Here is a 24,870-nt window from a genome sequence, read left to right as displayed (position 1 = left end):
CTCACACCGTGCCCGGCGGCTCAGGCGCGACGACGCAGGACGCGGTGGGCGAGGCCCGCGAGGGCGGCGCCGACGAGGGGTGCCACGAAGAAGACCCAGACCTGCGCCAGGGCCTCGGGGCCGCCGAAGAGGGCGGCCGCCAACGAGCGGGCAGGGTTCACCGACGTGTTGCTCACCGTGATGCTGATCAGGTGGATCAGCGTCAGGGTCAGCCCGATGGCCAGGGGCGCCAGGGCCTTGTACTCGTTCTTGGCGGTTACCGACAGGATGACCCCGACGAACACGGCCGTCAGCACGATTTCGGTGACGAGCACGGCTCCGAGGCCGAAACCGCCGGGCGACGACGCACCCAAACCGTTCGACGCGAAGCCCGAGTCACGAGCCGCGGCGAAGTAACCGGCGGGGCCGTCCGCGGCGACGATCGCCAGGACGCTCGCGCCGGCGGCGGCACCGACGAGCTGCGCGACGACGTAGCCGGGCACGCTCGCCCACGGGGTCCGACCGGCGAGGGCGAAGCCGACCATCACGGCCGGGTTGAAGTGGCCGCCCGAGATGTGACCGACGGCGTAGATCCCGGCCATCACGCTCAACCCGAACGCCAGGGCCACTCCGAGGAACCCGACACCGAGCGTGTTGCCGTCGTCCGGGAACGTCGAGGCGAAGACGGCCGTGCCCACGCCTCCGACGACGAGGAGGAACGCACCGAACGCCTCGGAGGCGTAGCGCGCGAGCGGGCCGTAGGTCTCCGCGTGCTGTGTGCGTTGTTCTCTGGTGGTGCGGCTGGCAGAAGCGTTGCGAGGCATGGGGGCTTTCTGGGGTCGGGTTCGATGGGGTGTGGAGATCGGGGAGGTGTCGGGTCGCGGCGGGCGCGGGGGGAGTGGACCGTCAGTCGGTGGACGAGGTGAGGTTCCTCACCGTGTCGGCGGGTACCGGTGGGATGCCACGTGTGACGCCCTTCAGGCCCACGGCGACGAGTACCGCGGTCACGACGGCGAAGACGGCGAAGGTGATCAGCGCGGCGGCCCACACCGGGAGGGCCAGCGCCAGCAGGGCGACGGCGGTGCCGGCCAGGAGGATCAGCGTCACGATCGCGAGGACGGCCCCGACGGCGAGCATCACGACGCCGGATCGCGCGTCACGGGCCCGACCGGCGATCTCGTCGCGGGCCGATCTCAGCTCGGTTCGGACGGCCTTGACGAAGGGCTCGATCGCCCGGGTTCCGAGCTGGTCACGGAACCTGCCGGCGAATCCGGCGTCGGCCTGCTTCTCGTCGTCTGCGCTCATGGTGGTCCTTCTCTCGGCAGGGCCACTCGGGTCGGTGGCCGGGAATCGCTGTGCCGCGGTGCGGACACACCATTCGGACGCGTGCCAAAGCACCCGCGTCATCGACCTCCAGCGAGCTTCCAGGCTCGGGTCGCCGGACACTCGCCTTTCGGCCAGGCGGGGGAAAGCAGCGGCGGCAGCACCCCGGCGAGGGTCAGCGCGGCATCGATCTCGACCGACAGCAGGTCGGCCGCCCCGTCAGTCGTCGGTCAGGACGCGCAGCGCCTCGACGAGCGCCCGGTTGTCGGCGCGGAGGGCCGCCACCTCGGCCTCGAGGGCGGCGACACGGTCGTCGGCGCGGGCCCGTGCGGGGGTGGGTGCAGGGTGCAGCTCGGGCTCGGGCTCGGGCTCGGGTCCGGGTTCCGGTTCCGGTTCCGGTTCCGGCTCGGGCTCGGGCGTCGGCTCGGGGTCAGGGGTGGGATCGGCCGTCGACCAGGGGTCGGGCTCGCGTTCGAGCACCGTCTCGGCTTCGCCGGCGGGCTCGGGAGGCGCGGCGGAAGTCGGTTCCTCATCCGCGTCCTCGTCCGCGGGGGACTCGACCCGCGCCTCCTTGGTGGTCTTGACGACCTGCGAGAACTTGGGGCGGGGCTTCCGCTGCGGCTTGGCCGACTCGGGCGAGGCCTCGTCGACCCAGTCGCTGAGGGTCCGACGCGGAACGTTGAACTCTTCCGCGACGACCGTCAGGACGTTGCGGTCGGTGGGGTTCGTCATCTTGCGCTGGAGGACCCGTGCCGTCGCGGCCTCGCGGGTGGCGTCGTCGTACCACTGGTCGAAGGGCATGCTCCGAGTCTAGGGACGCGCGCCTCTTCCATCGCTCGCCTGCTTCTGAGTTATGACTGATTGACAGGACATGCAGACATGGCTAACCTCGACCTGTCGCCGATGGCTGGGCGACGACCCGCACCGACGCGGGAAGCTGTCACGACAACCAATGGAGGAATCGTGGTCACCGACACATCGGGCAGTTCGCCCCGAGTAGCACTTCCCGCCCTCGTCTCGGGCCCTCACACCAAGCGCCTGGGCACCGTCGCGGTCATCGCCACCTTCGGTGGCCTGCTCTTCGGCTACGACACGGGCGTGATCAACGGCGCGCTCGACTCGATGGAGGAGAGCCTCGGGCTCACACCCGCCAGCGAAGGCATCATGGTCTCGGCCATCCTGATCGGCGCCGCGGTCGGGGCGTTCTTCATCGGCCGCATCTCGGACGCCTTCGGTCGCAAACCCACCATCAACACCCTGGCGATCCTGTTCTTCTTCGCCGCCCTCGCCTGCGTGCTCGCTCCCACGTGGGAGTTCCTCACCGGGGCACGGTTCTTCCTCGGCATCGCGGTCGGCGGCGCCTCGGTCACCGTTCCGGTGTTCCTCGCCGAACTCGCGCCCACCGAGCAACGCGGCGGGCTCGTCAGTCGCAACGAGCTCATGATCGTCTCGGGGCAGCTCGCCGCCTTCACGATCAACGCCGTCATCGGCAGCGTGTGGGGTGAGCACGACAACGTCTGGCGCTACATGCTCTCCGTCGCTGTGCTGCCCGCGATCGCCTTGTTCATCGGCATGTTCCGCGTCCCCGAGAGTCCCCGGTGGCTCATCGCGCAGGGGCGTGACGACGACGCCCTCGCCGTCCTCAAGCAGATCCGTGCCGACGACCGAGCCGTCGCCGAGATGGCCGAGGTGCGCGAACTCGCCGAAGAGGAGAAAGAGGCCAAGAGCGTCCGTCTGGCCGACCTCGTCGCCGCGCCGTGGCTCCGCAAGATCCTCTTCATCGGCATCGGTCTGGCCGTCGCCCAGCAACTGACCGGCATCAACTCGATCATGTACTACGGCACCCAGGTGCTGCAGCAGTCCGGCTTCTCGCAGAGCGGGGCCCTGATCGCCAACGTCGGGGCGGGCGTCATCGCCGTCGTCGCCATGCTCGTCGCCCTCCGCATCATCAACAAGGTCGGACGGCGCACCATGCTCATGGTCGGCTTCGCCGGCGTGACGATCTTCCACCTGCTGATCGGCCTGTCGTCGCTGCTGATCCCCGAAGGGCTCGGCCGAGCGATCGTCGTCCTGATCTTCGTCATCGGCTTCGTCGGCACCATGCAGGGCACCATCGGGCCCCTCGTCTGGCTGATGCTCAGCGAGATCTTCCCCCTCAAGCTGCGGGGCGTGGGCATGGGGCTCACGGTGCTCATCCTCTGGTTGACCAACTTCGCCGTCAGCCTGCTCTTCCCCATCCTCGTCGCCGGCATCGGCATCTCGACGACCTTCTTCATCTTCGCCGTGCTCAACGCCGGATCGTTCCTCTTCGCCGTGAAGAAGGTGCCCGAGACGAACGGGCGGTCGCTCGAGCAACTCGAAGAGGACTTCAGCACCGGTGCCATCTACGTGGTCAAGAACGGCAAGAAGTGACCGCGACCCGACGCCAGGCTCCCGAAAGGACGACCACGTCATGACCGACGACAACGACACCGCTCCCTACGAGGTCCTCACCATGGGCCGCGTCGGCGTCGACATCTACCCCCAGCAGTCCGGGGTCCCGCTCGAAGAGGTCGAGACCTTCAGCAAATCCGTCGGTGGCAGCGCGACCAACGTCGCCATCGCCGCCGCCCGTCACGGTCGCCGATCCGCGGTGGTCACCCGGACCGGTGACGACCCCTTCGGTCGCTACATCGTCCGAGAGCTCGACCGGCTCGGCGTCTCGACACGGCTCGTCTCGACCGTCGACGGGCTCAACACCCCCGTCACGTTCTGCGAGATCTTCCCGCCCGACGACTTCCCGCTCTACTTCTACCGGCAGCCGAAGGCACCCGACCTGATGATCACCGCGGGCTCGCTCGACCTCGCCGCCATCGAGAAGGCCACGGTCTTCTGGGCGACGGTCACGGGCCTCAGCGAAGAACCGAGCAGGCAGGCGCATCACGTCGCCTGGCAGGCCCGGGGTCGTCGGCCCCTGACGATCCTCGACCTCGACTACCGCCCCATGTTCTGGAAGAACCCCGAGGTCGCCACCCGAGAGGTCGGGCGCGCCCTCGAGCACGTCACCGTCGCCGTCGGCAACCGCGAAGAGTGCGAGATCGCCATCGGCGAGACCGAGCCCGAGCGGGCGGCCGACGCCCTCCTCGAACGAGGCATCGAGCTGGCCGTCGTCAAGCAGGGCCCCAAGGGCGTCCTCGCCAAGACGCGAGACGAACGGATCGAGGTGCCCGCGCACCTCGTCCAGGTGATCAACGGCCTCGGGTCGGGCGACGGGTTCGGCGGCGCCCTGTGCCACGGACTGATCGAGGGATGGTCCCTCGACCGCACCCTGCGCTTCGCCAACGCGGCCGGCGGCATCGTCGCCACCCGGTTCGAGTGCTCCACCGCCATGCCCACCACCGACGAGGTCGAGGCCGTCCTCGAGGAGGCACACCATGTCTGACCACCCCGCCCCGGTTCTCGACTTCGAGCGCCTCCGCACCGTCAGGGCCGCCGAACCGCACCGGGTGGCCGAGATCCTCGCCGCCCGCACGCGGCCCGCACCCCTGGGTGCCGACGGGCGCCTCTTCATCATCGCGGCGGACCACCCGGCCCGCGGGGCCCTCGGTGTCCGCCGAGACCCGACCGCCATGGCCGACCGGTACGACCTCCTCCGTCGACTCGTCGTCGCCCTCGATCGACCGGGCGTCGACGGGGTGCTCGGAACCCCCGACATCCTCGAGGACCTCGCCCTGCTCGGTGCCCTCGACGGCAAGGTCGTCGTCGGGAGCATGAACCGCGGCGGACTGCAGGGCGCCACGTTCGAGCTGGACGACCGGTTCACCGCGTACTCGGCCGCATCGATCGCCGACTCCCGGTTCGACTTCGCGAAACTGCTCGTGCGCGTCGCCCTCGACGACCCCGGCACGGCCTCGACACTCGCCGCCACGGCACGCGCGGTGACGGAGTCGGCCAGGCTGCGCCTCCCGATCATGCTCGAGCCCTTCATGAGCTCGTGGGTCGACGGGCGCGTGACGAACGACCTCACGGCCGACGCCGTCATCAAGTCGGTGGCCATCGCGTCCGGCCTCGGTGAGTCCTCCGCCTACAGCTGGCTCAAACTGCCCGTCGTCGACGACATGGAACGCGTCATGGCGGCGACGACCCTGCCCACGCTGCTGCTGGGGGGCGATCCCGCCGTCGACCCGGCCGACACCTACGCCCGCTGGGCCGCGGCCCTCGCCCTGCCCGGCGTCCGCGGACTCGTCGTCGGGCGCACCCTGCTCTACCCGGGCGACGACGACGTCGCCGCAGCCGTGGACCACGCCGCCGGCCTCGTCCACACCCCCTCGACCACGAACGGATCGGCACGACGATGACCAGCGCAACCAGCACCAGCACCGACACGGGCCGGCCCCTCGTCCCGCACTGGATCGACAACGCCGAGGTGCCCGGCACGAGCGGCCGCACCGCCCCCGTCTACGACCCGGCTCTCGGGGTCGCGACGAAGGACGTCTCGCTCGCCGGCGCCTCCGAGATCGAGGCCGCCGTCGCCTCGGCGCGGCGGGCGTTCCCCGCGTGGCGCGACCTCTCGATCACGAAGCGTCAGCAGATCATGTTCCGCTTCCGTGAGCTGCTCAACGAGCGCAAGGGTGAACTGGCCGAGATCCTCACCAGCGAGCACGGCAAGGTGCTGAGCGACGCCCTCGGCGAGATCACCCGCGGCCTCGAGGTCGTCGAACTCGCCACCGGGTTCCCCCACCTGATCAAGGGTGAGTTCTCACAGCAGGTCTCGACCGGGGTCGACGTGTACTCGACCAAGGCACCGCTCGGCGTCGTCGGCGTCATCAGCCCCTTCAACTTCCCGGCCATGGTGCCGATGTGGTTCTTCCCGATCGCGATCGCGGTCGGCAACACCGTCGTGTTGAAGCCCTCCGAGAAAGACCCGTCGAGCGCGATGTTCCTCGCCCGCCTCTTCGCCGAGGCCGGCCTGCCCGAGGGCGTCTTCACCGTCCTCCACGGCGACAAGGTCGCCGTGGACGGCCTGCTCGAGCACCCCGACGTCAAGGCCATCTCGTTCGTCGGTTCGACGCCCATCGCCCAGTACATCTACGAGACCGCCGCCAAGCACGGCAAGCGCGTCCAGGCGCTCGGCGGAGCCAAGAACCACATGCTCGTGCTGCCCGACGCCGACCTCGACCTGGTGGCCGACAGCGCGATCAACGCCGGATTCGGCTCGGCGGGCGAGCGCTGCATGGCCATCAGCGTGGTCGTCGCGGTCGAACCCGTGGCCGACGAGCTGATCGAGAAGATCACGGCGCGAATGGCCGGCCTCACCGTCGGCGACGGTCGACGCAGCTGCGACATGGGCCCCCTCGTCACCGAGCAGCACCGCGACAAGGTCGCCAGCTACATCGACATCGCCCTCGAAGACGGAGCCGACGTGGTCGTCGACGGTCGGGGCGTCGAGGTCGACGGCGAGGCCGACGGCTTCTGGCTCGGGCCCACCCTGATCGACAAAGTGCCGCTCACCAGCCGCGTCTACACCGAAGAGATCTTCGGCCCCGTGCTCTCGATCGTCCGCGTCGCGTCGTATGACGAGGGTGTGGCGCTCATCAACGCCGGCGCGTACGGCAACGGCACGGCGATCTTCACCAACGACGGAGGCGCGGCGCGGCGCTTCCAAGCCGAGATCGAGGTCGGCATGATCGGCATCAACGTGCCCATCCCGGTACCCGTCGCGTACTACTCGTTCGGCGGTTTCAAAGACAGCATCTTCGGTTCGGACAAGGCCTACGGCCTGCAAGGCTTCGAGTTCTACACCCGCGAGAAGGCGATCACGTCACGCTGGCTCGACCCCAGCCACGGCGGCGTCGACCTGGGCTTCCCCCAGAACTGACGCCCGCCCGATCTGTCCCCAGGCACTACCCCCGCGGCCCCGGGCCGCTCCGCTCGATGATGAGGTGGACGACATGAACGACGACCCCCGCTGGTTCTTCCCCCGCGGCGACCTGACCCGCGACGGCTGGCAGACCGTCGTCGACGGCGACCTCGACGGTTGGCAGCACACCGGCCTGCGCATCGGCGAGCTCGGCGACGGTGTCTCGTTGACCCTCGCCGCCGGTGCGGTCGAGCGCATGGTGGTGCCTCTGGCGGGTGACGTCGTGGTCGAGTGGAACGACGCCCGAGGGGGGTCGGGAACCCTCGAGCTCGCCGGGCGGGCGTCCGTCTTCGAGGGGCCGGCCGACGTCGCCTACCTTGGCGTCCGGACGGAGGCGGTGGTCACCGGGCTCGGTCGGGTCGCGGTCGCCGAGGCACCCGCCGACCAGGTCCTCGACGTGCAGGTGCTCCGTCGCGACGACATCCCCGTCGAGATCCGCGGCGCCGGTCGATCCACACGCCAGGTGCACAACTTCGGCACCCCGGCCGGGCTGCACGCCCAGAAGCTCATCGTCTGCGAGGTCGTGACGCCCGCCGAGAACTGGTCGTCGTACCCCCCGCACAAGCACGACGAGGGGTTGCCCGGCATCGAGTCCCGCCTCGAAGAGGTCTACTACTTCGAATCCGCCGTCAGTCGCGGCGTCGACGCGCCCGAGCAGGCCGACCCGTTCGGCATGTTCGCCGCCTACAGCTCACCCGCTGGGCAGATCGACGTGAACCGGCTCGTCCGCACCGGCGACGTCGCCCTCGTGCCGTTCGGGTACCACGGGCCGGCGGTCGCCGCCCCCGGCTACGACCTCTATTACCTCAACGTCATGGCGGGGCCCGACGCCGAGCGCGCCTGGCTGATCACCGACGACCCCGCCCACGGGTGGGTCCGCGCCGGCTGGGAGTCCCAGGCTCCCGACCCCCGGCTGCCGTACCTCCCCACCGCCCCCTCGAAAGGACCGCGTCGATGACGACGAAGAGACTCACCGTCGGCCAGGCGCTCGTCGAGTTCCTCGCGAACCAGTGGACCGTCGACGGCGACGTGCGAGAGCGCACGATCCCGGGCATGTTCGGCATCTTCGGCCACGGCAACGTCGCCGGTGTCGGCCAGGCGCTCAAGCAGTACCACGTCGACCGTCCGGGCCTCATGCCGTACCTCCAGGCCCGGAACGAGCAGGCCATGGTGCACCAGGCCGTGGGCTACGCCCGCATGCACCGGAGGCGCGCGACCTACGCGAGCACCGCCTCCGTCGGCCCCGGGGCCGCCAACATGCTCACCGCCGCCGCGCTGGCGACGACCAACCGCCTGCCGGCCCTGCTGCTGCCGAGCGACACCTTCGCGACCCGGGTCAGCGACCCGGTGCTGCAGCAGATCGAACTGCCTCACGACACGTCCCTGCAGGTGACCGACGCGTTCCGGCCGTTGTCGCGGTTCTTCGACCGGGTCGATCGCCCCGAGCAACTCTTCTCGATCGCGCTCGCCGCGATGCGCGTGCTGACCGATCCGGCCGAGACCGGCGCCGTCACGATCGCCCTGCCAGAGGACGTCCAGGCCGAATGGCTCGACGTGCCCGACGAGTTCCTGCAGCCCCGCGAGTGGCACGTCAGACGTCCCGTCCCCGAGCGTGGACCACTCGAGCGGGCGGTCGCCGCCATCCGCGCCGCGAAGCGACCGGTCGTCGTGGCCGGTGGCGGAGTCCTGTACTCGGGGGCGGAGCAGCAGCTCGACGCCTTCGCCCGGGCGACCGGAATCCCCGTCGGGACCACTCAGGCCGGGGGTGGCTCCCTCGGTTGGGACCACCCGCAGTACCTGGGCGGCATCGGTGCGACCGGCACCACCGCCGCGAACCGCATCGCCGCCGAGGCGGACCTCGTCATCGGCATCGGCACCCGGTACAGCGACTTCACCACCGCCTCCCGCACGGCCTTCCGGGACGGCGACGTGCGCTTCGTCAACGTCAACGTCACGTCTTTCGACGCCTACAAGCACGGGTCTCAGCTGCCCGTCGTCGCCGATGCCCGCGAGACCCTCGACGCCCTGACCACGGCCCTGGCCGGGCACACCGTGCCCACCAGGCACTCGACCCGGGTCGCCGCCGAGAAGGCGGCGTGGGATGCCCTCGTCGACGAGGCCTTCCTGCCCTCGGGGCTCGCCCTCCCCGGGCAGCCCGAGATCATCGGGGCCGTCCAGGCCGCCAGCGATCCCACCGACGTCGTCGTCCAGGCGGCCGGGTCGCTGCCCGGTGACCTGCACAAGCTGTGGCGGGTCCGCGACCCGCTCGGCTACCACGTCGAGTACGCCTTCTCGTGCATGGGCTACGAGATCGCGGGCGGCCTCGGCGTCAAGCGGGGTGCCCCCGACCGCGACGTCATCGTCATGGTCGGCGACGGCTCGTACCTGATGCTCCACACCGAGCTGGTCACCGCCGTCGCCGAGGGCATCAAGATCATCGTGGTGCTCATCCAGAACCACGGTTACGCCTCGATCGGCCACCTCTCCGAGACCGTCGGCGCCGAGCGCTTCGGCACCCTCTACCGCAGGCTCGATCCCGAGTCGCTCGACTTCCAGGGCACCGACGTGCTCCCCGTCGACCTGGCCATGAACGCCCGCAGCTACGGGCTGGACGTCATCGAGGTGCAACCGACCCCGAACGCCGTGGTCGACCTCTCCGCGGCCCTCGCGACGGCCAAGGCGTCGACCACGAGCACGCTCATCCACGTCAACAGCGATCCGCTGGTCTACGCCCCGGACGGCGAGGGGTGGTGGGACGTCCCGGTCGCCCAGGTCTCGACGCTCGACAGCACCACGGCCGCCCTGGCCGACTACCGACGGCAGCAGGCCGCTCAGCGTCCCCTGCTCGGTTGACCCCGCCCGACCCCACCCTCTCGAAAGGCACCGCCGCCATGACCGACACCGTCACCGACCCCGACGCCACACCCACCGCCCCGGACGGGCACGGACTCCGCGTCGGCACCGCGCCCGACTCGTGGGGCGTCTGGTTCCCCGAGCACCCCAGCCAGGTCCCGTGGCCTCGGTTCCTCGACGAGGTGCAACAGGCCGGCTACCACTGGATCGAACTCGGCCCCTACGGCTACCTCCCGACCGACCCCCACCAGCTCGAGGACGAACTCGCCCGCCGCGAGCTGAAGCTCTCGGCCGGCACGGTCTTCACCGGGTTCCACAAGGGCGACGACCAGTGGCAGCGCGCCTGGGACCAGGCCCTCGCCGTCGCCGGGCTCGCTTCCACGCTCGGTGCCGAGCACCTCGTCGTCATCCCCGACCTCTGGCGCAGCGACGCCACGAGCGAGGTGCTCGAGGCCCGCACCCTCACCGACGACCAGTGGGCGAAGCTCGGCGCCGGCCACGACAAGCTCGGCAAGGCGCTCCTCGAGGAGTTCGGCGTGAAGCAACAGTTCCACACCCATGCCGACAGCCACGTCGGCACCCACCAAGAGACCGAGCGGTTCCTGGCCGAGACCGATGCCCGCTACACGAACCTGTGCCTCGACACCGGACACTTCGCGTACTACGGCGGCGACTCCGTGCGCCTCGTCGAGCAGCACCCCGACCGCATCGGCTACCTGCACCTCAAGCAGGTCGACTCCGACCTCCGCTTCACCGTGCTGAAGAACGACGTGCCGTTCGGCGACGCGGTGGCCCAGGGTGTCATGGTCGAACCCCCGAAGGGCGTGCCCGAACTGGCACCCGTGCTCGAGGCCGTGAGCCGCATCGACCCCGAGATCTTCGCGATCGTCGAGCAGGACATGTTCCCCGTCGAGTCGATCGACCTGCCGCTCGGCATCGCCACCCGCACGCGCGAGCACATCATGAGCTGCTCACCGCGCTCCCGCCTCGTCTGACGAACACCGTCGACGTCCCGACGACCCCGCCCAGAAGGAGAAACCCCGTGACCACCACCCCCGACCTCCGTGTCGCCGTCGTCGGCGCCGGCATGATGGGCGCCGACCACGTCGCCCGCATCACGTCCACCATCAGCGGAGCCACGGTCGTCGCCGTGGTCGACCCCGACACCGCTCGTGCCGACGCCGCGGCGGCGACCGCCCCCGGCGCGATCACCGCGTCCGACTTCGACCAGGCGCTCGCCGCCACCGAGATCGACGCCGTGATCATCGCCACCCCCGGGTTCCTCCACGAGGCCGTGCTCATGCCCGCCCTCGACCGCGGCCTGGCCATCCTCTGCGAGAAGCCCCTCACGACGGACGAGGCCGCTTCGCTCCGCGTGCTCGAGGCCGAGCAGAAACTGGACCGGCCGCACATCCAGGTCGGTTTCATGCGTCGCTTCGACCAGGGGTACCAAGACCTGCGCGCGCTCGTCGCGTCCGGTGACCACGGCGCCCTGCTCGCCCTGCACTGCGCTCACCGCAACGCCACGACCCCGCCGAGCTACTCCGAAGAGATGCTGATCCTCGACTCGGTCATCCACGAGATCGACGTCGTGCCCTTCGTCACGGGCGAGCCGATCGTGGCGGTCGAGGTCAAGAAACCCCGCCGCAACTCCCTCGCCCCCGAGGGCCTCCGCGAACCGCAGTTCGTGATCCTCGAGACCGAGTCGGGCACGATGGCGATCGTCGAGATCAACGTCAACATCCAGTTCGGCTACCAGGTCACCACCGACGCCGTCTTCGAGAGCGGTGTCGCCTCGATCGGTCGCGAGACCGGCCTCCAGCTCACGACGGCCGCTCGGTCCGGTGTGCCGGTGCCCCCCACGTTCAAAGAGCGCTTCGGCGCCGCCTACGACACGCAGGTGCAGCGCTGGGTCGATGCCGCCCGACGAGGCACCATCGACGGTCCGAGCGCCTGGGACGGCTACCTGGCGAGCGTCGTCGCCACCGCCGGCGTCGAGGCGCAGAAGACCGGCCGCCGAGTCGAGGTCGACTACGCCATGGCCAAGCCGTCCTTCTACGACCTGCCCGGCACCGCCGTGACGGGGGAGTGACCGGTGGTGAAGATCGCCCTCGACCCGACCCCGCTGCACCACGGCCACTCCTTGCTCGAGTTGCCGGCCAAGGTCGCCGAATTGGGTTACGACCACCTGCAGCTGACGCCGCACCGCGATTTCATCCCGTTCTTCCGACACCCGAAGGCCGACGACGACCTCGTCGACGCCTTCGCGGCGGCCTGTAAAGAGGCGCGGGTCGAGATCGCGTCCGTCCTGCCCGTCCTGCGCTGGTCCGGTCCCGACGAGGAGTCCCGCCGGGCCGCCGTCAAGCACTGGAAGCGCGTGATCGAGATCACCGCACGCCTCGGTGTCGGGGTGATCAACACCGAGTTCAGCGGTCGACCCGAGTTGTCGGAAGAATCCGAGCGCCAGTTCTACTGGTCGATGGAAGAGTTGCTGCCCGTCCTCGAACGCGAGGGCATCCGTGTGTTCATCGACCCGCACCCGGACGACTTCGTCGAGGACGGTCTCGAAGCCCTCCGGGTCATCCGCGGCCTCAACACGAAGCAGGTCGGTCTCGCCTACGTCGCGTGCCACACCTTCCACTACGGCGGCGACATGGCCGGGATCATGGCCGCCGCCGGGCGATCACTCGGCCTCGTCCACATCGCCGACACGTTCGACCACCGCCGCTCGCACGGGCTGAGGTACATCAGCAACCCGCCCGGCAACGTGGCCCGCGTCCACCAGCACCTGAAGATCGGGGACGGTGACGTCGACTGGGACGGCTTCTTCGGTGGCCTGCACCGGCTCGGCTTCTTCGACCGCGACGACACCGTCGCCGTGTCGAGCGTGTTCGCCGAGGACGAATCGGTCGACGCGGTGAGCCGCTACCAACGAGAGCAGATCCGCGCACGGATCGAGTCCGCGTCGCGCGCCTGACCACCCGTCGGCATCCACCCCGACCCCACGTGACGACATCCGCAGAAAGAAGGACACCATGCCCCTCGTCCGCATCGACCTCATGCCCGGTCGCACCCCCGACCAGATCACCGGCATCGCCGACGCCGTCCACGACGCCATCGTCGAGGTCTACGGCATCCCACCTCGCGACCGCTTCCAGGTGATCAGCGAGCTGCCGGCAGGGCGCATCGTCGCTCAAGACGCCGGGCTCGGCTTCGAGCGGACCGGTGGAGTCGTCATGATCCAGGTCTTCACCCAGAGAGGGCGCACCGACGAGGCGAAGCAGGCCCTCTACGCCCGCATCGCAACGGGTCTCGAGAGCGTCGGTGTGGGCGGAGAAGACGTCTTCATCGGCTACGTCGAGAACGGTCCGCAGGACTGGTCGTTCGGTTTCGGCGTGGCCCAGTACATGACAGGTGACCTGAGGGTCCCGTCTGCCGCCGGGACGGTGGGTTGACGACTCGGCGCCGGCCCGCGCCTACTTGTCGACGAGGGTGATCGAGAACGAGTAGAGATCGGGTCGGTAGCAGTGGTGCCCGACCTCGACCGCCCGTCCGGATGCGTCGTAGGCCGTGCGGGTCATCGTCAGCACGGCTCCGCGCGGCTCGATCTCGAGCAGGTGCGCCTCGTCGGCGTGCGCGGCCCGGGCCCCGATGCGCTGCTTCGCCACTCGGATCGTGACGCCGTGGGCGCGCAGCAGCTGGTACAGCCCCTGGCCGGCGAGGTCGGCGTCCGAGAACGGGGCGAGGTCGAGAGGCAAGTAGTTCTCGAGCACCGCGACGGGGACCCCGTCCGCCAGGCGCAGTCGCCGGACACGGCTGACCTCGTCGCCGACGTCGATGCCGAGAGCCAGGGCCGTCCGCTCGTCGGCCGCCACGACCTGGTGCGCGAGCACGCTCGTCGTCGGGGCCTTGCCACTGTCGGCCAGGTCTTCGAACAGGCTGGTCAACTCGACGTTGCGGGTCACGGGCCCGTGCACGACCTGGGTGCCGATGCCACGCCGTCGGACGACGAGGCCCTTGTCGACGAGTTCCTGGATCGCCCGGCGGACCGTGGGCCGCGACAGGCCGAGCCGTTCACCCAGGCCGACCTCGTTCTCGAGCCGAGCACCTGCCGGTAGCCGGCCACCCAGGATCGCCGCCTCGAGCCTCGTCGAGATCTGGTACCACAGCGGGACGGGGCTGCCACGGTCGAGGTCGGCGAAGAGGTCCGCCGGTAGCTTCGCGTCGGTCATGTGATCCCCTCACCCGGATGCATGTCGTGACAACCTTACGGCCGACGCGTGCGCGGGGCCATCTCGCGGTCAGGTCGGTGCCTCGGACGGGCCTCGGCAGGGTCAGGCCTCGGTCAACGCGGCCGCATAGGCCCGGACCGAGCGGTGATAGCGGGGGAGGGTCGGTTCGACGGCCTCGATCGCGACCCGCAGGGCCTCGTCGGAGCGACCGGCGCTGTGCAGGGCGAGCGCGAGGAAGACTCGTGGGGCGGCCCCGGTGGCCGGGTGCGTCGGGGCGGCCCGCAGCATGGCGATGGCCTCGTCGACCCGGCCGAGGTTGCGCAGGGTCGAGGCATGTTGCACGACCATCTGCGCGGCCCGGGCAGGATCGACGGTGTCGAGCCCGGCCTCGGTCGCCGCCGCGTAGTGGACGTGGGCCTCGGTCTCACGGCCGCCGGAGTCGTAGGCTCCGCCCACCTCGAACGACCCCACCGCGGGATGCGGCGCATCGGCGGCCAACGAGGTCATGCGCTCGATGCGTTCCTCGTCGTCGACGGTCTGGTCGGCCCAGAGGGCGGCGACACGGTCCTCCCAGTCTGCGGTGCTCATCGGCCCACGGTACCGACGCGCGTCGCGAGGACGTCGCGCACGGTCGTCCAGCGCTCGGGGCCGTAGCGGTCGTTGTCGACGTGCCGCAGCTGCGCGTCGCCGCTGAACATGTTGACGAAGTACTGCATGCCCTGCCAGGCGGGGAAGGTGTCGTCGCCCTTCGAGGTCAGACGCATGACGGCCGCCATCGCCGAGAGGGTGCCGGTCGTGCCGGCCCACTGCGGCCTGAAGACCTGGCCCGTCAGCTCGCTCATCGTGCGGGCGACCTGGCGGGCGGTGACCCGGTCCCCGGCGACCTCGACGACGCGCGGTGCCTCGGGGTCGAGCGCGACCCGGGCGACGACGTGGGCGACGTCGTCCTTCGTCGTGAAGTCGAGCACCTGGTCGGCCGATGACCAGAAGAGCACCCGCTTGCGGTCGAACAGGACCATCGGCGCGTCGCCGGTCAGCAGGTCGGTGAACATGCCGTTCAGCACCGACGTCGCCCGGATCGGAGCCGCGTCGACGTCGGCTGCGAACTCTCGCCGCAGCTCGAAGTTGCGGTTGCTGCCCGGCGGGATGCTGCGGTAGTCGGCCGAGTAGTCCGACGGCACGAACCGCGGCACGCCCGCCGCGACGGCTGCCTTCAGCAGCGCGCGTTGCGCGTCGACGATCACCGGGCGGACGCCGCTCACGGCCGACACGACGACGTCGGCACCGCGGGCGGCCTCGGTCAGGGCGGGCACGTCCGTGTAGGAGGCGCGGATCACCTCGACCCGGTCGTCGTCACCGAACAGCGTGGTCGCGCCGGTGCTGCCGGGGCGGGTCAGGACGCGCAGGCGCACGTCGCCGGAGTCGTGTCCCAGCAGTTCGTGGGCGATGCGCTGCCCGAGGTCGCCGGTCGCACCGGCGAGGAGGACGGTGGTGGTCATGGGAGGGGCTCGTTCCGTCAGAGGGTCGGAGGCCAGTCTGCGCGTTCGGCGGCGTGGGCGGTGCGGGTCGGGTCGGGTCGCACGATGCCAGGACGGGCATACCCGCACCGTTCGGAGGGGAGCACGATGGCGGGGACCCCGCGCACCCGCGCCCGGGCGAACGGAGAGCCCGCCATGAGCAGCACCACCGACCCCGACGACTTCGTCACCCGCGCCGCCCGCCGGGCCCGTGAGCTCATCGACGGCTCCGACGTCGTGCCGCCCGTCGCCCGCGGCGCCCTGCACGACCTCGCGGGCCGCGCCGAGACCGTGGTGCGCGACGTCACGGACAGGGCCGGGTCGTCGGCCCACGACCTGGTCGACCGTGCCGAAGTGATCGCCGACCGGGCCGAGAAGACCGTGCGCGACGTCGCCGAGACCGTGGCCACCGCCGCCCGCGAGGCCACCGACGACGCGCACCGCCGCTACCGACACCGCACCCGCGTCACCAACGCCGTGGGTGCCGCCGTCATCTCGGGGCTCGTCGTCGCTCTCGTGGCGAGCCGCCGCCGCGGGTAGCCGGTGGCGGCGCCGACCTGCTCGCGTCACCCCGCCACGTAATGAACACGCCGCCATGTTCAACCGTGGCGGCGTGTTCACATCGTGGCGGTGTGCGGTCCGGCACCGGCACCGGCACCGGCACCGGCACCGGCACCGGGCTCAGCCGACGGGCGTCCAGATCGACCCGGCCCCCGACGACCGTTCGACCGCGTCCAGCACCCGCTGCACCTGCAGCCCGTCGGCGAACGACGGCGTCGGCTGCCGGCCCGCGGCCAGGGCCACCACGAGGTCGCTCAGCTGGTGGGTGAACGCGTGCTCCCAGCCGAGGCCGTGACCCGCGGGCCACCATGCGCCGAGGTAGGGGTGCTCCGGCTCGGTCACCAGCACGCGGCGGAAGCCCGACTCGGGGCCGTCGACCTCGAGCAGCTCGAGCTCGTTGGGACGCTCGAGATCGAACGCCACGGCCCCCCGCGACCCCGAGACCTCGAGCCGGAAGGCGTTCTTCCGGCCGGTCGCGAACCGCGACGCCTCGACGGACGCGATCGCGCCTCCGTCCATCCGGGCCGTGAACCAGGCGGCGTCGTCGACGGTCACCGCGCCGCGCTCCGAGCCCGCGACGCCGCCGAGGCCCGAGGTCGCGACCGACTCGTCGACCAGTGGCCGCTCGGTCACGAATGTGTGCAGCGTGCCCGAGACCTCGGCCATGCCCAGGCCGGTCACGAACTGCGCCGCGTCGACCGCGTGCGCCCCGATGTCGCCGAGTGCGCCCGAGCCGGCGACCGCCTTGTCGAGCCGCCAGGTCATCGGGTCGTCGGCGTCGACGAGCCAGTCCTGCAGGTACTGCGCCCTGATCTGGCGCACCTCGCCGACGCGCCCCGACCGCACGACGTCGCGGGCCAGCGTCACCGCGGGCACCCGGCGGTACGAGAAGCCCACCATCGCGAAGACGCCGCGCTCGGCGGCGCTCGCCGCGGCCTCGGCCATGCGTTCGGCCTCGGCCACCGTGTTGGCCAGCGGCTTCTCGCAGAGCACGTGCTTACCGGCCTCGAGCGCCGCCACCGCGATCTCGACGTGGGTCGACCCGGGTGAGCAGATGTCGACGACGTCGATCTCGGGGTCGTCGAGCACCTCGCGCCAGTCCGACGCGGTCGAGCGCCAGCCCCACCGGTCGGCGGCGGCGCGGGTGGCGGCCACGTCGCGGCCGACCAGCGTCGCCATCACCGGAGCCAGCGGCAGGTCGACGAAGGCCGGGGCGACCCGCAGGGCCTGCGAGTGCGCCGCGCCCATGAACCCGTGTCCGACGAGGGCGAACCGCAGCTCGCCCCGGTGGCTCACCGCGCCTCCTGCAGGGCACCCCGCACGGACCGCCACGACTCGAGGCGGGCACGCACCTCGGGGTCGCGCTCGGCCGCGACGGCCTCACGGTGCGCCCTCTCGAGCACCTCGTCGACCAGCACCCGCTGCCCGCTGCGCGTCGACGCGATCGCCGCCTCGACCATCACCAGACTCATCACGTTGCCGTGGACCTCGCCGTCGGGCCGGTCGCCGGACCGCAGCGCCCGCGTGAAGGCCGCCAGCGAACCGGCGATCTCGACGCCGACGCTCGCCTGCGCGGCGGGGGTGCCGGCGGTGCCGTCGAGGTCGCTGGTGGGTTCGTCGTCGCCCGACCACAGGGCCGTGCCGTTCGAGCCCGAGACGCGCCAGGCGCCGTTCCACGACGTCTCGGCGCCGGGGCTGCACCACGACCCGTCGTAGCGGTACCGGATGCCGCCCTCGAACTCGACCACGACGCTCGCGGCCGCGTCGCCGCGGTACCACGACCACGACGGGTTCCACGAGTCGCACCACACCGAGACGGGATCGCGGCCGATCAGGTACCGCGCCGAGTCGAAGGCATGGATCGCCATGTCGAGCAGCAGCACGTCGTCCATCTGCTCGCGGAACCCGCCGAAGTGCGGTGCCCGGGCGAACGACGTCGAGACCATGCCGACGTCGCCGAGAAGGCCTGCGTGAGCGCGCAGCGCGACGAGCTGGTCGTTGTACCGGCGCGACTGCGACACCATGAACAGCTCGCCCGTCACCTCGGCCGCCGCCGTCAGCGACAGGGCCTCGGCGACCGTCTGGGCGGCCGGCTTCTCGCCCAGCACGGGCAGGCCGAGCCGCAGCGCCTGCATCGTGACGGGGTGGTGCGCGACCGGCACGGTCACGTCGAGCACGGCGTCCGGGGAGGTGCGCTCGATCAGCTGCGCCAGGTCGCGGTCGACGGGCAGGTCGGGCAGGCCCGCCGCAGCGGCTCCGGCGCGGGCGGCGTCGAGGTCGAGGTCGACGATGCCGACCAGGTCGACGTCCGAGGACTCGGCCACGGTGCGCAGCCAGGCCCGGCCCATCTCACCGGCGCCGACCTGGATCACGCGCACCGCGCCTCCTGCGTTCTCGAGTCGGCGGAAGCCGCCGGGGGTCGCGGCACCCGCGGCACCGACGTCGGCGGTCACGCCTCGACCGGTTCGTCGATCGGGCCCGAGTAGTCCTTGCCGTCGAAGTACTCGCCGAGGTCGTAGCGCAGCAGGGTGGGCGTCGCGCGTTCGCGCTCGGGGCGGGCCCACTCGGCACCGTTCGAGACGACGCGGCGCACGTCCGGGTGGAAGTAGACCGGGAAGTCCTGGTCGCCGGGCGAGAAGAAGAAGATCTTGCCGAAGCCGCGACGGTAGGTCATGCCGCTGCGGAACACCTCGCCGCCGGTGAAGCCCGAGATGAAGATCAGCTCGTCGGGCGTCGGCACGTCGAAGTACTCGCCGTACATCTCTTGTTCGGGGATGACGATCGGGTTGGGCACGCCCCGGGTGATCGGGTGCTGCGGGTTGACCGTCCACACGAGTTCGCGATCGTGCTCGCTGCGCCAGCGCAGGGTGCACGTCGTGCCCATCAGCTTGGTGAAGATCTTCGACCAGTGGCCCGAGTGCAGCACGACCAGCCCCATGCCGGCGAGCACGTGACGGTGAACGCGCTCGACGATCTCGTCGTCGACGTCGGCGTGGGCGGCGTGGCCCCACCAGGTCAGCACGTCGGTCTGCTCGAGCACGCTCTCGGTGAGGCCGTGCTCGGGCTGGTCCATGGTGGCGGTGCGGACGACGGCGTCGGGCAGGTTCTCGGCGATGCCGGCCGCGATCGCGCCGTGCATGCCGTCGGGGTACCGGTCGGCGACGTGCTGCTCGACCTTCTCGTGGACGTTCTCGCCCCAGACGGTGACGCGCAACGGTGTGGTGGTCATGGTGGTCCTCTCGTGTGTCATTTGACCGCTCCGCCGGTGGCACCGGCGGCGATGAACTTCTGTGCCGCGAGCAGCAGCACGATGGCCGGCAGCGAGGCGAGCACGGCGGCGGCCATCACGGTCGACCAGTCGGCGGTGTAGGTGCCGATGTACTGGTAGATGCCCAGCGTGATCGGCCGGATGTCGGTCGTGGTGGTCAGGGTCAGGGCCATCAGGAAGTCGCTCCAGGTGAACAGGAACGTGAAGAGCCCGGCCGTGATCATGGCGTTGCGGCTGATCGGCAGCACGATGCTGCGGAACGCCCGGAAGTTGCCGGCGCCGTCGACCTTCGCCGCCTCGATGATCGAGGTGGGGATGTTCAGCATGAACGCCCGCATGATCAAGATGGCGAACGGGACCCCGGCGGTCGAGTCGGCGAGGATCAACCCGGGGATCGAGTTCAGCAGACCGAGGTCGTTGTACGCCGCGTACAGCGCGTTCGCGACGACGATGCCCGGGATCATCTGCGAGATCAAGATGGCGAACAGCACGGCGTTCACGCCCCTCACCTTGAACTGCGCCAGGGCGTAGGAGGCGGGGGTCGCGATGACGAGGCTGAGGACGACACTGCCGAGCGCGATCACGAGGCTCGTGACCAGGTTGCGGCCCTGATCGGCGAGGGCCTGGGCGTAGCCGCCGAACTGCGCCTGGAACGGGAACCACTCGGCCTCGATCGCCGAGCCCGCGGGCTGCAGCGAGATGTTGACCATCCAGTAGACGGGAAACAGCATGACGGCGAGCAGCAGCACGCCCACGGCGGTCAGGGCGTACTTCTTCGGGCCCTCGGCCCGGGGGCGACGCGGCCGGGTGCCGCGGGCAACGGCCCGCGTGCTCGGCACGCGCAGGGCGGTCTCACTCATCGACGGCCTTCCGGTTGAGTCGCAGGTACACGACGGCGAACACGGCCGAGATGACGATCAGCACGTTGCTGAGCGCGGCACCCGAGCCGAAGTCGAACTGCTGGAACGACAGGGCGTACGACTGCGTCGCGATGGTCTGCGTCGCGTTCGCGGGCCCGCCGTTGGTCAAGCCGAGGATGATGTCGAGCACCTTGATCGTGTAGACGACGCCGAGCACGAGCACGACGCTGACCACCGGCCGCAGCAGGGGCCAGGTGACGTGGCGGAACCCCTTGAACCCGGTGGCACCGTCGAGTGACGCGGCCTCGTAGAGCTCGGTCGGGATGTCCTGCAGCCCGCCGTAGAGGATCGTCGTGTTGAAGGGGATGCCGATCCAGACGTTCACGAGCACCACGGTCAGCAGGGCGACGCTCGGGCTGGTCAGCCAGGGCACGGCCGGGACGCCGAACGATCCGAGGAACTGGTTGAGCACGCCGGAGTCCTGGTCGAGGATCCACTTCCAGACCGCGCTCGAGACGATCAGCGGCAACAGCCAGGGCAGCAGCAGCAACGAGCGCAGCACGCCGTTCAGCGGGAACGCCCGGCGGAAGAACAACGCGAACAGCAGGCCGATGACGAACTGGCCGACGATCGAGCCGATGGTGAACAGTGCCGTGTTGAGCAGCGCGGTGCCGAACAGCTGCGATCCGAGCACCTTCGCGTAGTTCGCGAACCCGACCCAGGGGGCCTCGCCCGTGTAGAACGTGGTGGTCGTGTACGCCTGGAAGCTCATGACGAGGTTCTTGACGACGGGGTAGCCGAAGAACAACAGCAGGAAGACGGCGGCCGGCACCACGAAGAGCAGCTGCGAGATCCGCTCCCAGGTCAGGGTGCGACGCCGGGGCGAGCCGGGCCCGGCCCGGCCGGGCCGCCGACGCGACACCGCGGTGTCGTCGTCGGCGGCCCGCCGGGGGGCGAGGGGGGTGGCGGTGGTCACGTCAGTTGCTCGCCTGGGCGTCGTCGAGTGCCTTCTCCGGCGAGGCCTGACCGGTGAGGGCCGCCTGGATGGCCGTGTAGATCGCGGTCGCTGCGGTCGGCCACTCGGCACCGAGCTCGGCCGTGCGCGAGCGGGCGCTGGCGACGAGCGTGACGAAGGCCTGCTGGTCGGGCTGCTGCTCGGCGTACGTGTCGGCGACCGAGGTCTTCGACGGGATGGTGTTGCGTTGCTCGGCCATCGCGAGCTGGTTCTCGTCGGAGTTCATGCAGGCGACGACCTTCGCGGCGACGGCCTGGCGGGCCGCGTCGCCGGTCTGCGGCACGGTCCACACCTCGCCGCCGAGCGGGGTGACGGCGGTGTCGGAGGCGTCCTTCACGGGGATGGTCACGACGCCGTAGTCGGCACCCGCGGCATCGAGGGCGGGGAGCTGCCACGGACCGTTGACCATCATCGCGGTCTTGCCGGCGATGAACTGGTCGTTGACGTCGGCCTGGGTCCAGTTGAGGACGCTCTTCGACATCGAGCCGTCGGCGACCATGTCGGTCCAGAGCTGCAGGGCCTCGGCGCTCTCGGGGGTCGCGATGTCCTTCTCGTCGCCGCCGTTCGACCACATGAACGGCAAGAACTGCCAGGACGCCTCGTAGGTGGCGTTCGCGTCGACCGCCATGCCGTAGCGGTCGCCCGAGGTGAGCGCCTTCGCGGCGCTCTCGAGCTCGTCCCACGTCGTGGGCGGCTCGATGCCCGCGTCGGCGAGCACGCTTTTGTCGTAGAACAGCGCGATCGTGTTGACCGTCGGGGCCAGCCCGTAGAGCTTGCCGTCGTAGGTGCCCGACTGGACGACGCCCTCGGCGTACCCGTCGGCGTCGAGGCCGAAGTCGGACAGGGGGGCGAGGGCCCCGGTCTCGGCGATCTGGGCCAGGTCGGGGTTGTCGAGCATGAGCACGTCGGGCAGGGTGCGCGACGACGCCTGCTGCAGGACGCGCGAGATGAGCGAGCCGCCGGGCACCATCGTGCGCTCGATCTCGACGCCGTTCTCGGTACCGCAGGTGTCGAGGAAGGACGTGATGACCTTCTCGTCGTTCTCGCCGTAGTAGTCGACGACGGTCAGCTTGGTGACCTCGCCGCCGGTGTTCCCGCCTCCACCACCGCCACCGGTGCACCCGGCGAGGACGAGGGGGACGACGGCGACCAGGGCGGTCGCGGTCAGGGACCGTGTGCGGATCGATGCAGGCTTCATTGCTCAGCTCTCTCTTGGCGACTGGTGGGCGGCCCGCGACGTCGGCCACCCGGGCCGGGCCCGAGAGGCGGAGCGCGACGTCGCGGCTCCGATGCCGAGAAAGTAACAGTTAACCGCTTAGCTTGTAAAGCGGTTAACCACATTTGCCGTGACCGGGGGCACGCAGGGGCCCTGGTCGCGCCTCCTCGACCGGGCGGTCGGGTGGGGTGGTCGCGCCGCACTAACCTGAGCGGCAGGAAGGGAGGGCGCCGTGGCGACCATGCGAGAGGTGGCGGCGCGGGCCGGGGTGTCGATCGCGACGGTGTCGTTCGTCGTCAACGGCTCGAGGAGCGTCTCGCCCACCACACACCAGCGGGTCACCGACGCGATGACCGAGCTCGGCTACACGAACAACGTCGTCGCCCGCGCGCTCGCCAGCAAGCGCACCCGCATCGTCGCGCTGCTCTTCCCGGCTCTCGAGGAGCGCCTCGGCGGCATCGCGCTGCGCATGTTCATGAGCGCCGCCACCCGTGCCTCCGAACTGGGCTACCACCTCGTGCTCTGGCCGAGCGGCGAGACCGACCAGGACGTCCGCGACCTCGTGTCGGGTCGCCTCGTCGACGGCGTGCTCGTGATGGAGGTGCAATTGCACGACAGCCGCGTCGACGCCCTGCTCGAGCTCGGCCTGCCCTTCGTGTCGATGGGGCGCACCTCGCAGAACGACCGCGTCCCGTTCGTCGACATGGACTTCGAGGAGGCGGTGGAACAGGCGCTCGACCACCTCGAGTCCCTGGGGCACCAGAGCATCGGCCTCGTGCTCGAGGACTTCTCGGCCAGCCCGATCGTCGGGTACGGCCCGGCGGCCCGCACCGAGGAGGCGTTCCGGCGGTCGGTGGCGCGTCGGGGCCTGCGCACGGCGTTGGTCACGTGCGGGCCGTCGGCCGCGGGTGGTCGTCGAGCGGCACACGACCTGGTGGCGGCACTGCCCGACGTGACCGGCGTCCTGATCATGAAGGACGACGCCACCGGCGGCCTGCTCAGCGGTCTGGCCGCCACGGGTCGCCGCGTGCCGGGGGACGTGTCGGTCGTCTCGTTGGCCTCGTCGACGGCGAACGGGGCCGCGACCGAGCCCACCCTGACCACCCTCGACGCCCCGGGGGTCGAGATGGGTCGGCTCGCCGTCGAGTCGCTCGTCGCCCGACTGGACGCCGGCGCGGGTGCGGCAGCCGAGGCCGAGCTGACCCAGGTGCTGCTGCCGTGCGTGCTGCACGTCGCGGGGTCGAGCGGCCCGGCGCGCGGGGTGGGCGCACGGGGGTAGCAGGGCTGGCGAGCCGGGGGAGCGCAGGAGGCGCGGGGCGCGTCCGGACGACACCGCGCCTCCCGGGCTCAGCGCGATCCGGGCGACTGCGTCTCGGCCGGTGTCAGGTGCTCGGCGAAGAACGCCTCGATGCGCCCCCACGCGTCGGCCGCGTCGGCCGGGCTCGGCCCGGCGCCCATGACTCGCAGCAGCGGCCGAAGCGGTGCCGGGCCCGGAAGGGTCTCGTCCAAGAACGAGTGGCCGGCATCCGGGTACTCCTTCACGTCGTGCGGCACGTCCGCTCGCACCAACGCCTGCTCGAGCCGTGCCGCGGCGCCCTTCAACGACTTGTCCCGTCCGCCGAAGCTCGCGACGATCGGGCACGCGTCGACCAGCACGGCGTCGAGCTCTTTCGGCAGCTGGCCGTAGTTCACGGAGGACGCGGCGAAGCCCCGGGACGCCGTCATCAGCGCGAAGCCACCACCCATGCAGAATCCGATCACACCCGTGCCACCCGTCACGTCGGCCCGACCCGCGACGAGGCGACGGGCGGACTCGATGTCGTCGAACGCCCGACCCGACCCCGACATCAGCGCCCGGAACGTCGCCACGAGACACCTCCTGGCGCCACCCGCCGTGAAGAGGTCGGGCATCAGCACGACGTACCCCGCCGACGCCAGCCGGACGACCTGCGTCCGCATCTCGTCGGTCAGTCCGAACGCCTCGTGCACCATGACGACGGCGGGCCACGGCCCTGTTCCCTCGGGGACGGCCAGGAGGCCCTTCAGCCCAGGGGTCGCCGTCGGGATCTCGGTAGGGATCACGACGTCGGCCGTCGTGACGTTCAGGGGAGCAGTCATCGTGTCGACCTTCGGTGCGGAGGGGATGC

The 24,870-nt window shown here is 70.7% G+C and carries 25 protein-coding genes; 12 read left to right on the top strand and 13 right to left on the bottom strand.

Translation table 11 applies throughout. The features are described from left to right. Positions 1–20: 20 nt before the first annotated feature. The 3 genes from aqpZ to HRF36_RS15500 all read right to left on the bottom strand — a co-directional run bounded on the left by aqpZ (position 21) and on the right by HRF36_RS15500 (position 2,103). Positions 21–803, bottom strand: a complete 783-nt coding sequence (aqpZ, locus tag HRF36_RS06825; RefSeq protein WP_173208299.1) for an aquaporin Z — start codon at positions 801–803, stop codon at positions 21–23. 82 nt (positions 804–885) lie between these two features. Then, on the bottom strand, positions 886–1,284 hold the full coding sequence (locus tag HRF36_RS06820) for a phage holin family protein (protein WP_173208297.1): 399 nt from the start codon (positions 1,282–1,284) through the stop codon (positions 886–888). Positions 1,285–1,521: 237 nt separating this feature from the next. Continuing rightward, the gene (locus tag HRF36_RS15500) at positions 1,522–2,103 is read right to left on the bottom strand and encodes a hypothetical protein (protein WP_217271080.1); all 582 of its coding nucleotides are present in this window, start codon (positions 2,101–2,103) and stop codon (positions 1,522–1,524) included. 162 nt (positions 2,104–2,265) lie between these two features. Between HRF36_RS15500 and HRF36_RS06810 the strand changes: the two genes are divergently transcribed. From HRF36_RS06810 to HRF36_RS06765, 10 genes are all read left to right on the top strand, one after another. Then, positions 2,266–3,714 (top strand): sugar porter family MFS transporter, encoded by a 1,449-nt coding sequence (locus HRF36_RS06810; protein WP_371740060.1) that lies wholly within the window; start codon positions 2,266–2,268, stop codon positions 3,712–3,714. Positions 3,715–3,754: 40 nt separating this feature from the next. Further along, a complete protein-coding gene (gene iolC / locus HRF36_RS06805; RefSeq protein WP_173208294.1) occupies positions 3,755–4,723 on the top strand; it encodes a 5-dehydro-2-deoxygluconokinase in 969 nt (322 codons plus the stop codon). Continuing rightward, positions 4,716–5,639 (top strand): class I fructose-bisphosphate aldolase, encoded by a 924-nt coding sequence (locus tag HRF36_RS06800; RefSeq protein WP_173208291.1) that lies wholly within the window; start codon positions 4,716–4,718, stop codon positions 5,637–5,639. The genes iolC and HRF36_RS06800 overlap by 8 nt, the downstream gene beginning before the upstream one ends. After that, a complete protein-coding gene (locus HRF36_RS06795; protein ID WP_173208289.1) occupies positions 5,636–7,159 on the top strand; it encodes a CoA-acylating methylmalonate-semialdehyde dehydrogenase in 1,524 nt (507 codons plus the stop codon). Before HRF36_RS06800 ends, HRF36_RS06795 begins: the two co-directional genes overlap by 4 nt. A gap of 73 nt (positions 7,160–7,232) precedes the next feature. Next, entirely contained in the window at positions 7,233–8,159 is a 927-nt protein-coding gene (iolB, locus tag HRF36_RS06790) for a 5-deoxy-glucuronate isomerase (RefSeq protein ID WP_173208286.1), read from the top strand. Further along, positions 8,156–10,054: a 3D-(3,5/4)-trihydroxycyclohexane-1,2-dione acylhydrolase (decyclizing) gene (iolD, locus tag HRF36_RS06785; RefSeq protein ID WP_173208283.1), complete on the top strand. Its 1,899-nt coding sequence runs from the start codon at positions 8,156–8,158 to the stop codon at positions 10,052–10,054. Before iolB ends, iolD begins: the two co-directional genes overlap by 4 nt. 38 nt (positions 10,055–10,092) lie before the next feature. Further along, positions 10,093–11,049: a sugar phosphate isomerase/epimerase gene (locus HRF36_RS06780; RefSeq protein WP_173208280.1), complete on the top strand. Its 957-nt coding sequence runs from the start codon at positions 10,093–10,095 to the stop codon at positions 11,047–11,049. 47 nt (positions 11,050–11,096) lie between these two features. Then, positions 11,097–12,146, top strand: coding sequence for a Gfo/Idh/MocA family protein (locus HRF36_RS06775; RefSeq protein ID WP_173208277.1), 1,050 nt, complete (start codon positions 11,097–11,099; stop codon positions 12,144–12,146). Positions 12,147–12,152: 6 nt separating this feature from the next. Next, entirely contained in the window at positions 12,153–13,031 is an 879-nt protein-coding gene (locus HRF36_RS06770) for a sugar phosphate isomerase/epimerase family protein (protein WP_173209916.1), read from the top strand. A 58-nt stretch (positions 13,032–13,089) separates the two neighbouring features. After that, positions 13,090–13,509: a tautomerase family protein gene (locus tag HRF36_RS06765; protein WP_173208274.1), complete on the top strand. Its 420-nt coding sequence runs from the start codon at positions 13,090–13,092 to the stop codon at positions 13,507–13,509. A 21-nt stretch (positions 13,510–13,530) separates the two neighbouring features. Here the strand turns inward: HRF36_RS06765 and HRF36_RS06760 are convergent, their stop codons facing one another. The 3 genes from HRF36_RS06760 to HRF36_RS06750 all read right to left on the bottom strand — a co-directional run bounded on the left by HRF36_RS06760 (position 13,531) and on the right by HRF36_RS06750 (position 15,785). Next, a complete protein-coding gene (locus HRF36_RS06760) occupies positions 13,531–14,286 on the bottom strand; it encodes a GntR family transcriptional regulator (protein WP_173208271.1) in 756 nt (251 codons plus the stop codon). A gap of 102 nt (positions 14,287–14,388) precedes the next feature. Beyond that, positions 14,389–14,874 (bottom strand): tetratricopeptide repeat protein, encoded by a 486-nt coding sequence (locus HRF36_RS06755; protein WP_173208268.1) that lies wholly within the window; start codon positions 14,872–14,874, stop codon positions 14,389–14,391. Beyond that, on the bottom strand, positions 14,871–15,785 hold the full coding sequence (locus tag HRF36_RS06750) for an NmrA family NAD(P)-binding protein (protein ID WP_173208265.1): 915 nt from the start codon (positions 15,783–15,785) through the stop codon (positions 14,871–14,873). Before HRF36_RS06750 ends, HRF36_RS06755 begins: the two co-directional genes overlap by 4 nt. Positions 15,786–15,959: 174 nt before the next feature. Here HRF36_RS06750 and HRF36_RS06745 point away from each other — a divergent pair, with 174 nt between their 5' ends. Next, complete coding sequence (locus tag HRF36_RS06745; RefSeq protein WP_173208262.1) at positions 15,960–16,343, top strand: hypothetical protein; 384 nt, start codon at positions 15,960–15,962, stop codon at positions 16,341–16,343. 141 nt (positions 16,344–16,484) lie between these two features. On the opposite strand, the gene HRF36_RS06740 is transcribed toward HRF36_RS06745, so the two are convergent. The 6 genes from HRF36_RS06740 to HRF36_RS06715 all read right to left on the bottom strand — a co-directional run bounded on the left by HRF36_RS06740 (position 16,485) and on the right by HRF36_RS06715 (position 22,705). After that, positions 16,485–17,660 (bottom strand): Gfo/Idh/MocA family protein, encoded by a 1,176-nt coding sequence (locus HRF36_RS06740; RefSeq protein ID WP_371740058.1) that lies wholly within the window; start codon positions 17,658–17,660, stop codon positions 16,485–16,487. Beyond that, complete coding sequence (locus HRF36_RS06735) at positions 17,657–18,742, bottom strand: Gfo/Idh/MocA family protein (RefSeq protein WP_173209912.1); 1,086 nt, start codon at positions 18,740–18,742, stop codon at positions 17,657–17,659. The genes HRF36_RS06740 and HRF36_RS06735 overlap by 4 nt, the downstream gene beginning before the upstream one ends. A 71-nt stretch (positions 18,743–18,813) precedes the next feature. Then, positions 18,814–19,593, bottom strand: coding sequence for a ThuA domain-containing protein (locus HRF36_RS06730; RefSeq protein WP_173208259.1), 780 nt, complete (start codon positions 19,591–19,593; stop codon positions 18,814–18,816). 17 nt (positions 19,594–19,610) lie between these two features. Next, the gene (locus HRF36_RS06725; RefSeq protein WP_173208256.1) at positions 19,611–20,492 is read right to left on the bottom strand and encodes a carbohydrate ABC transporter permease; all 882 of its coding nucleotides are present in this window, start codon (positions 20,490–20,492) and stop codon (positions 19,611–19,613) included. Then, positions 20,485–21,414: a carbohydrate ABC transporter permease gene (locus tag HRF36_RS06720; protein ID WP_173209910.1), complete on the bottom strand. Its 930-nt coding sequence runs from the start codon at positions 21,412–21,414 to the stop codon at positions 20,485–20,487. The genes HRF36_RS06725 and HRF36_RS06720 overlap by 8 nt, the downstream gene beginning before the upstream one ends. Positions 21,415–21,469: 55 nt before the next feature. Then, positions 21,470–22,705, bottom strand: a complete 1,236-nt coding sequence (locus HRF36_RS06715) for an ABC transporter substrate-binding protein (protein WP_173208253.1) — start codon at positions 22,703–22,705, stop codon at positions 21,470–21,472. 259 nt (positions 22,706–22,964) lie between these two features. On the opposite strand from HRF36_RS06715, the gene HRF36_RS06710 reads away from it, so the two are divergent. Next, positions 22,965–24,002, top strand: coding sequence for a LacI family DNA-binding transcriptional regulator (locus HRF36_RS06710; RefSeq protein WP_173209908.1), 1,038 nt, complete (start codon positions 22,965–22,967; stop codon positions 24,000–24,002). A gap of 68 nt (positions 24,003–24,070) precedes the next feature. Here HRF36_RS06710 and HRF36_RS06705 read toward each other — a convergent pair whose 3' ends face one another. Beyond that, complete coding sequence (locus tag HRF36_RS06705) at positions 24,071–24,841, bottom strand: dienelactone hydrolase family protein (RefSeq protein ID WP_173208250.1); 771 nt, start codon at positions 24,839–24,841, stop codon at positions 24,071–24,073. Positions 24,842–24,870: the final 29 nt, after the last annotated feature.

The sequence above is a fragment of the Frigoribacterium sp. VKM Ac-2836 genome, assembly GCF_013248995.1.
GTDB lineage: Bacteria > Actinomycetota > Actinomycetes > Actinomycetales > Microbacteriaceae > Frigoribacterium.
The sequence above is the reverse complement of the archived record's forward strand: the minus strand, read 5'-3'. Positions and strand labels throughout refer to the sequence as shown.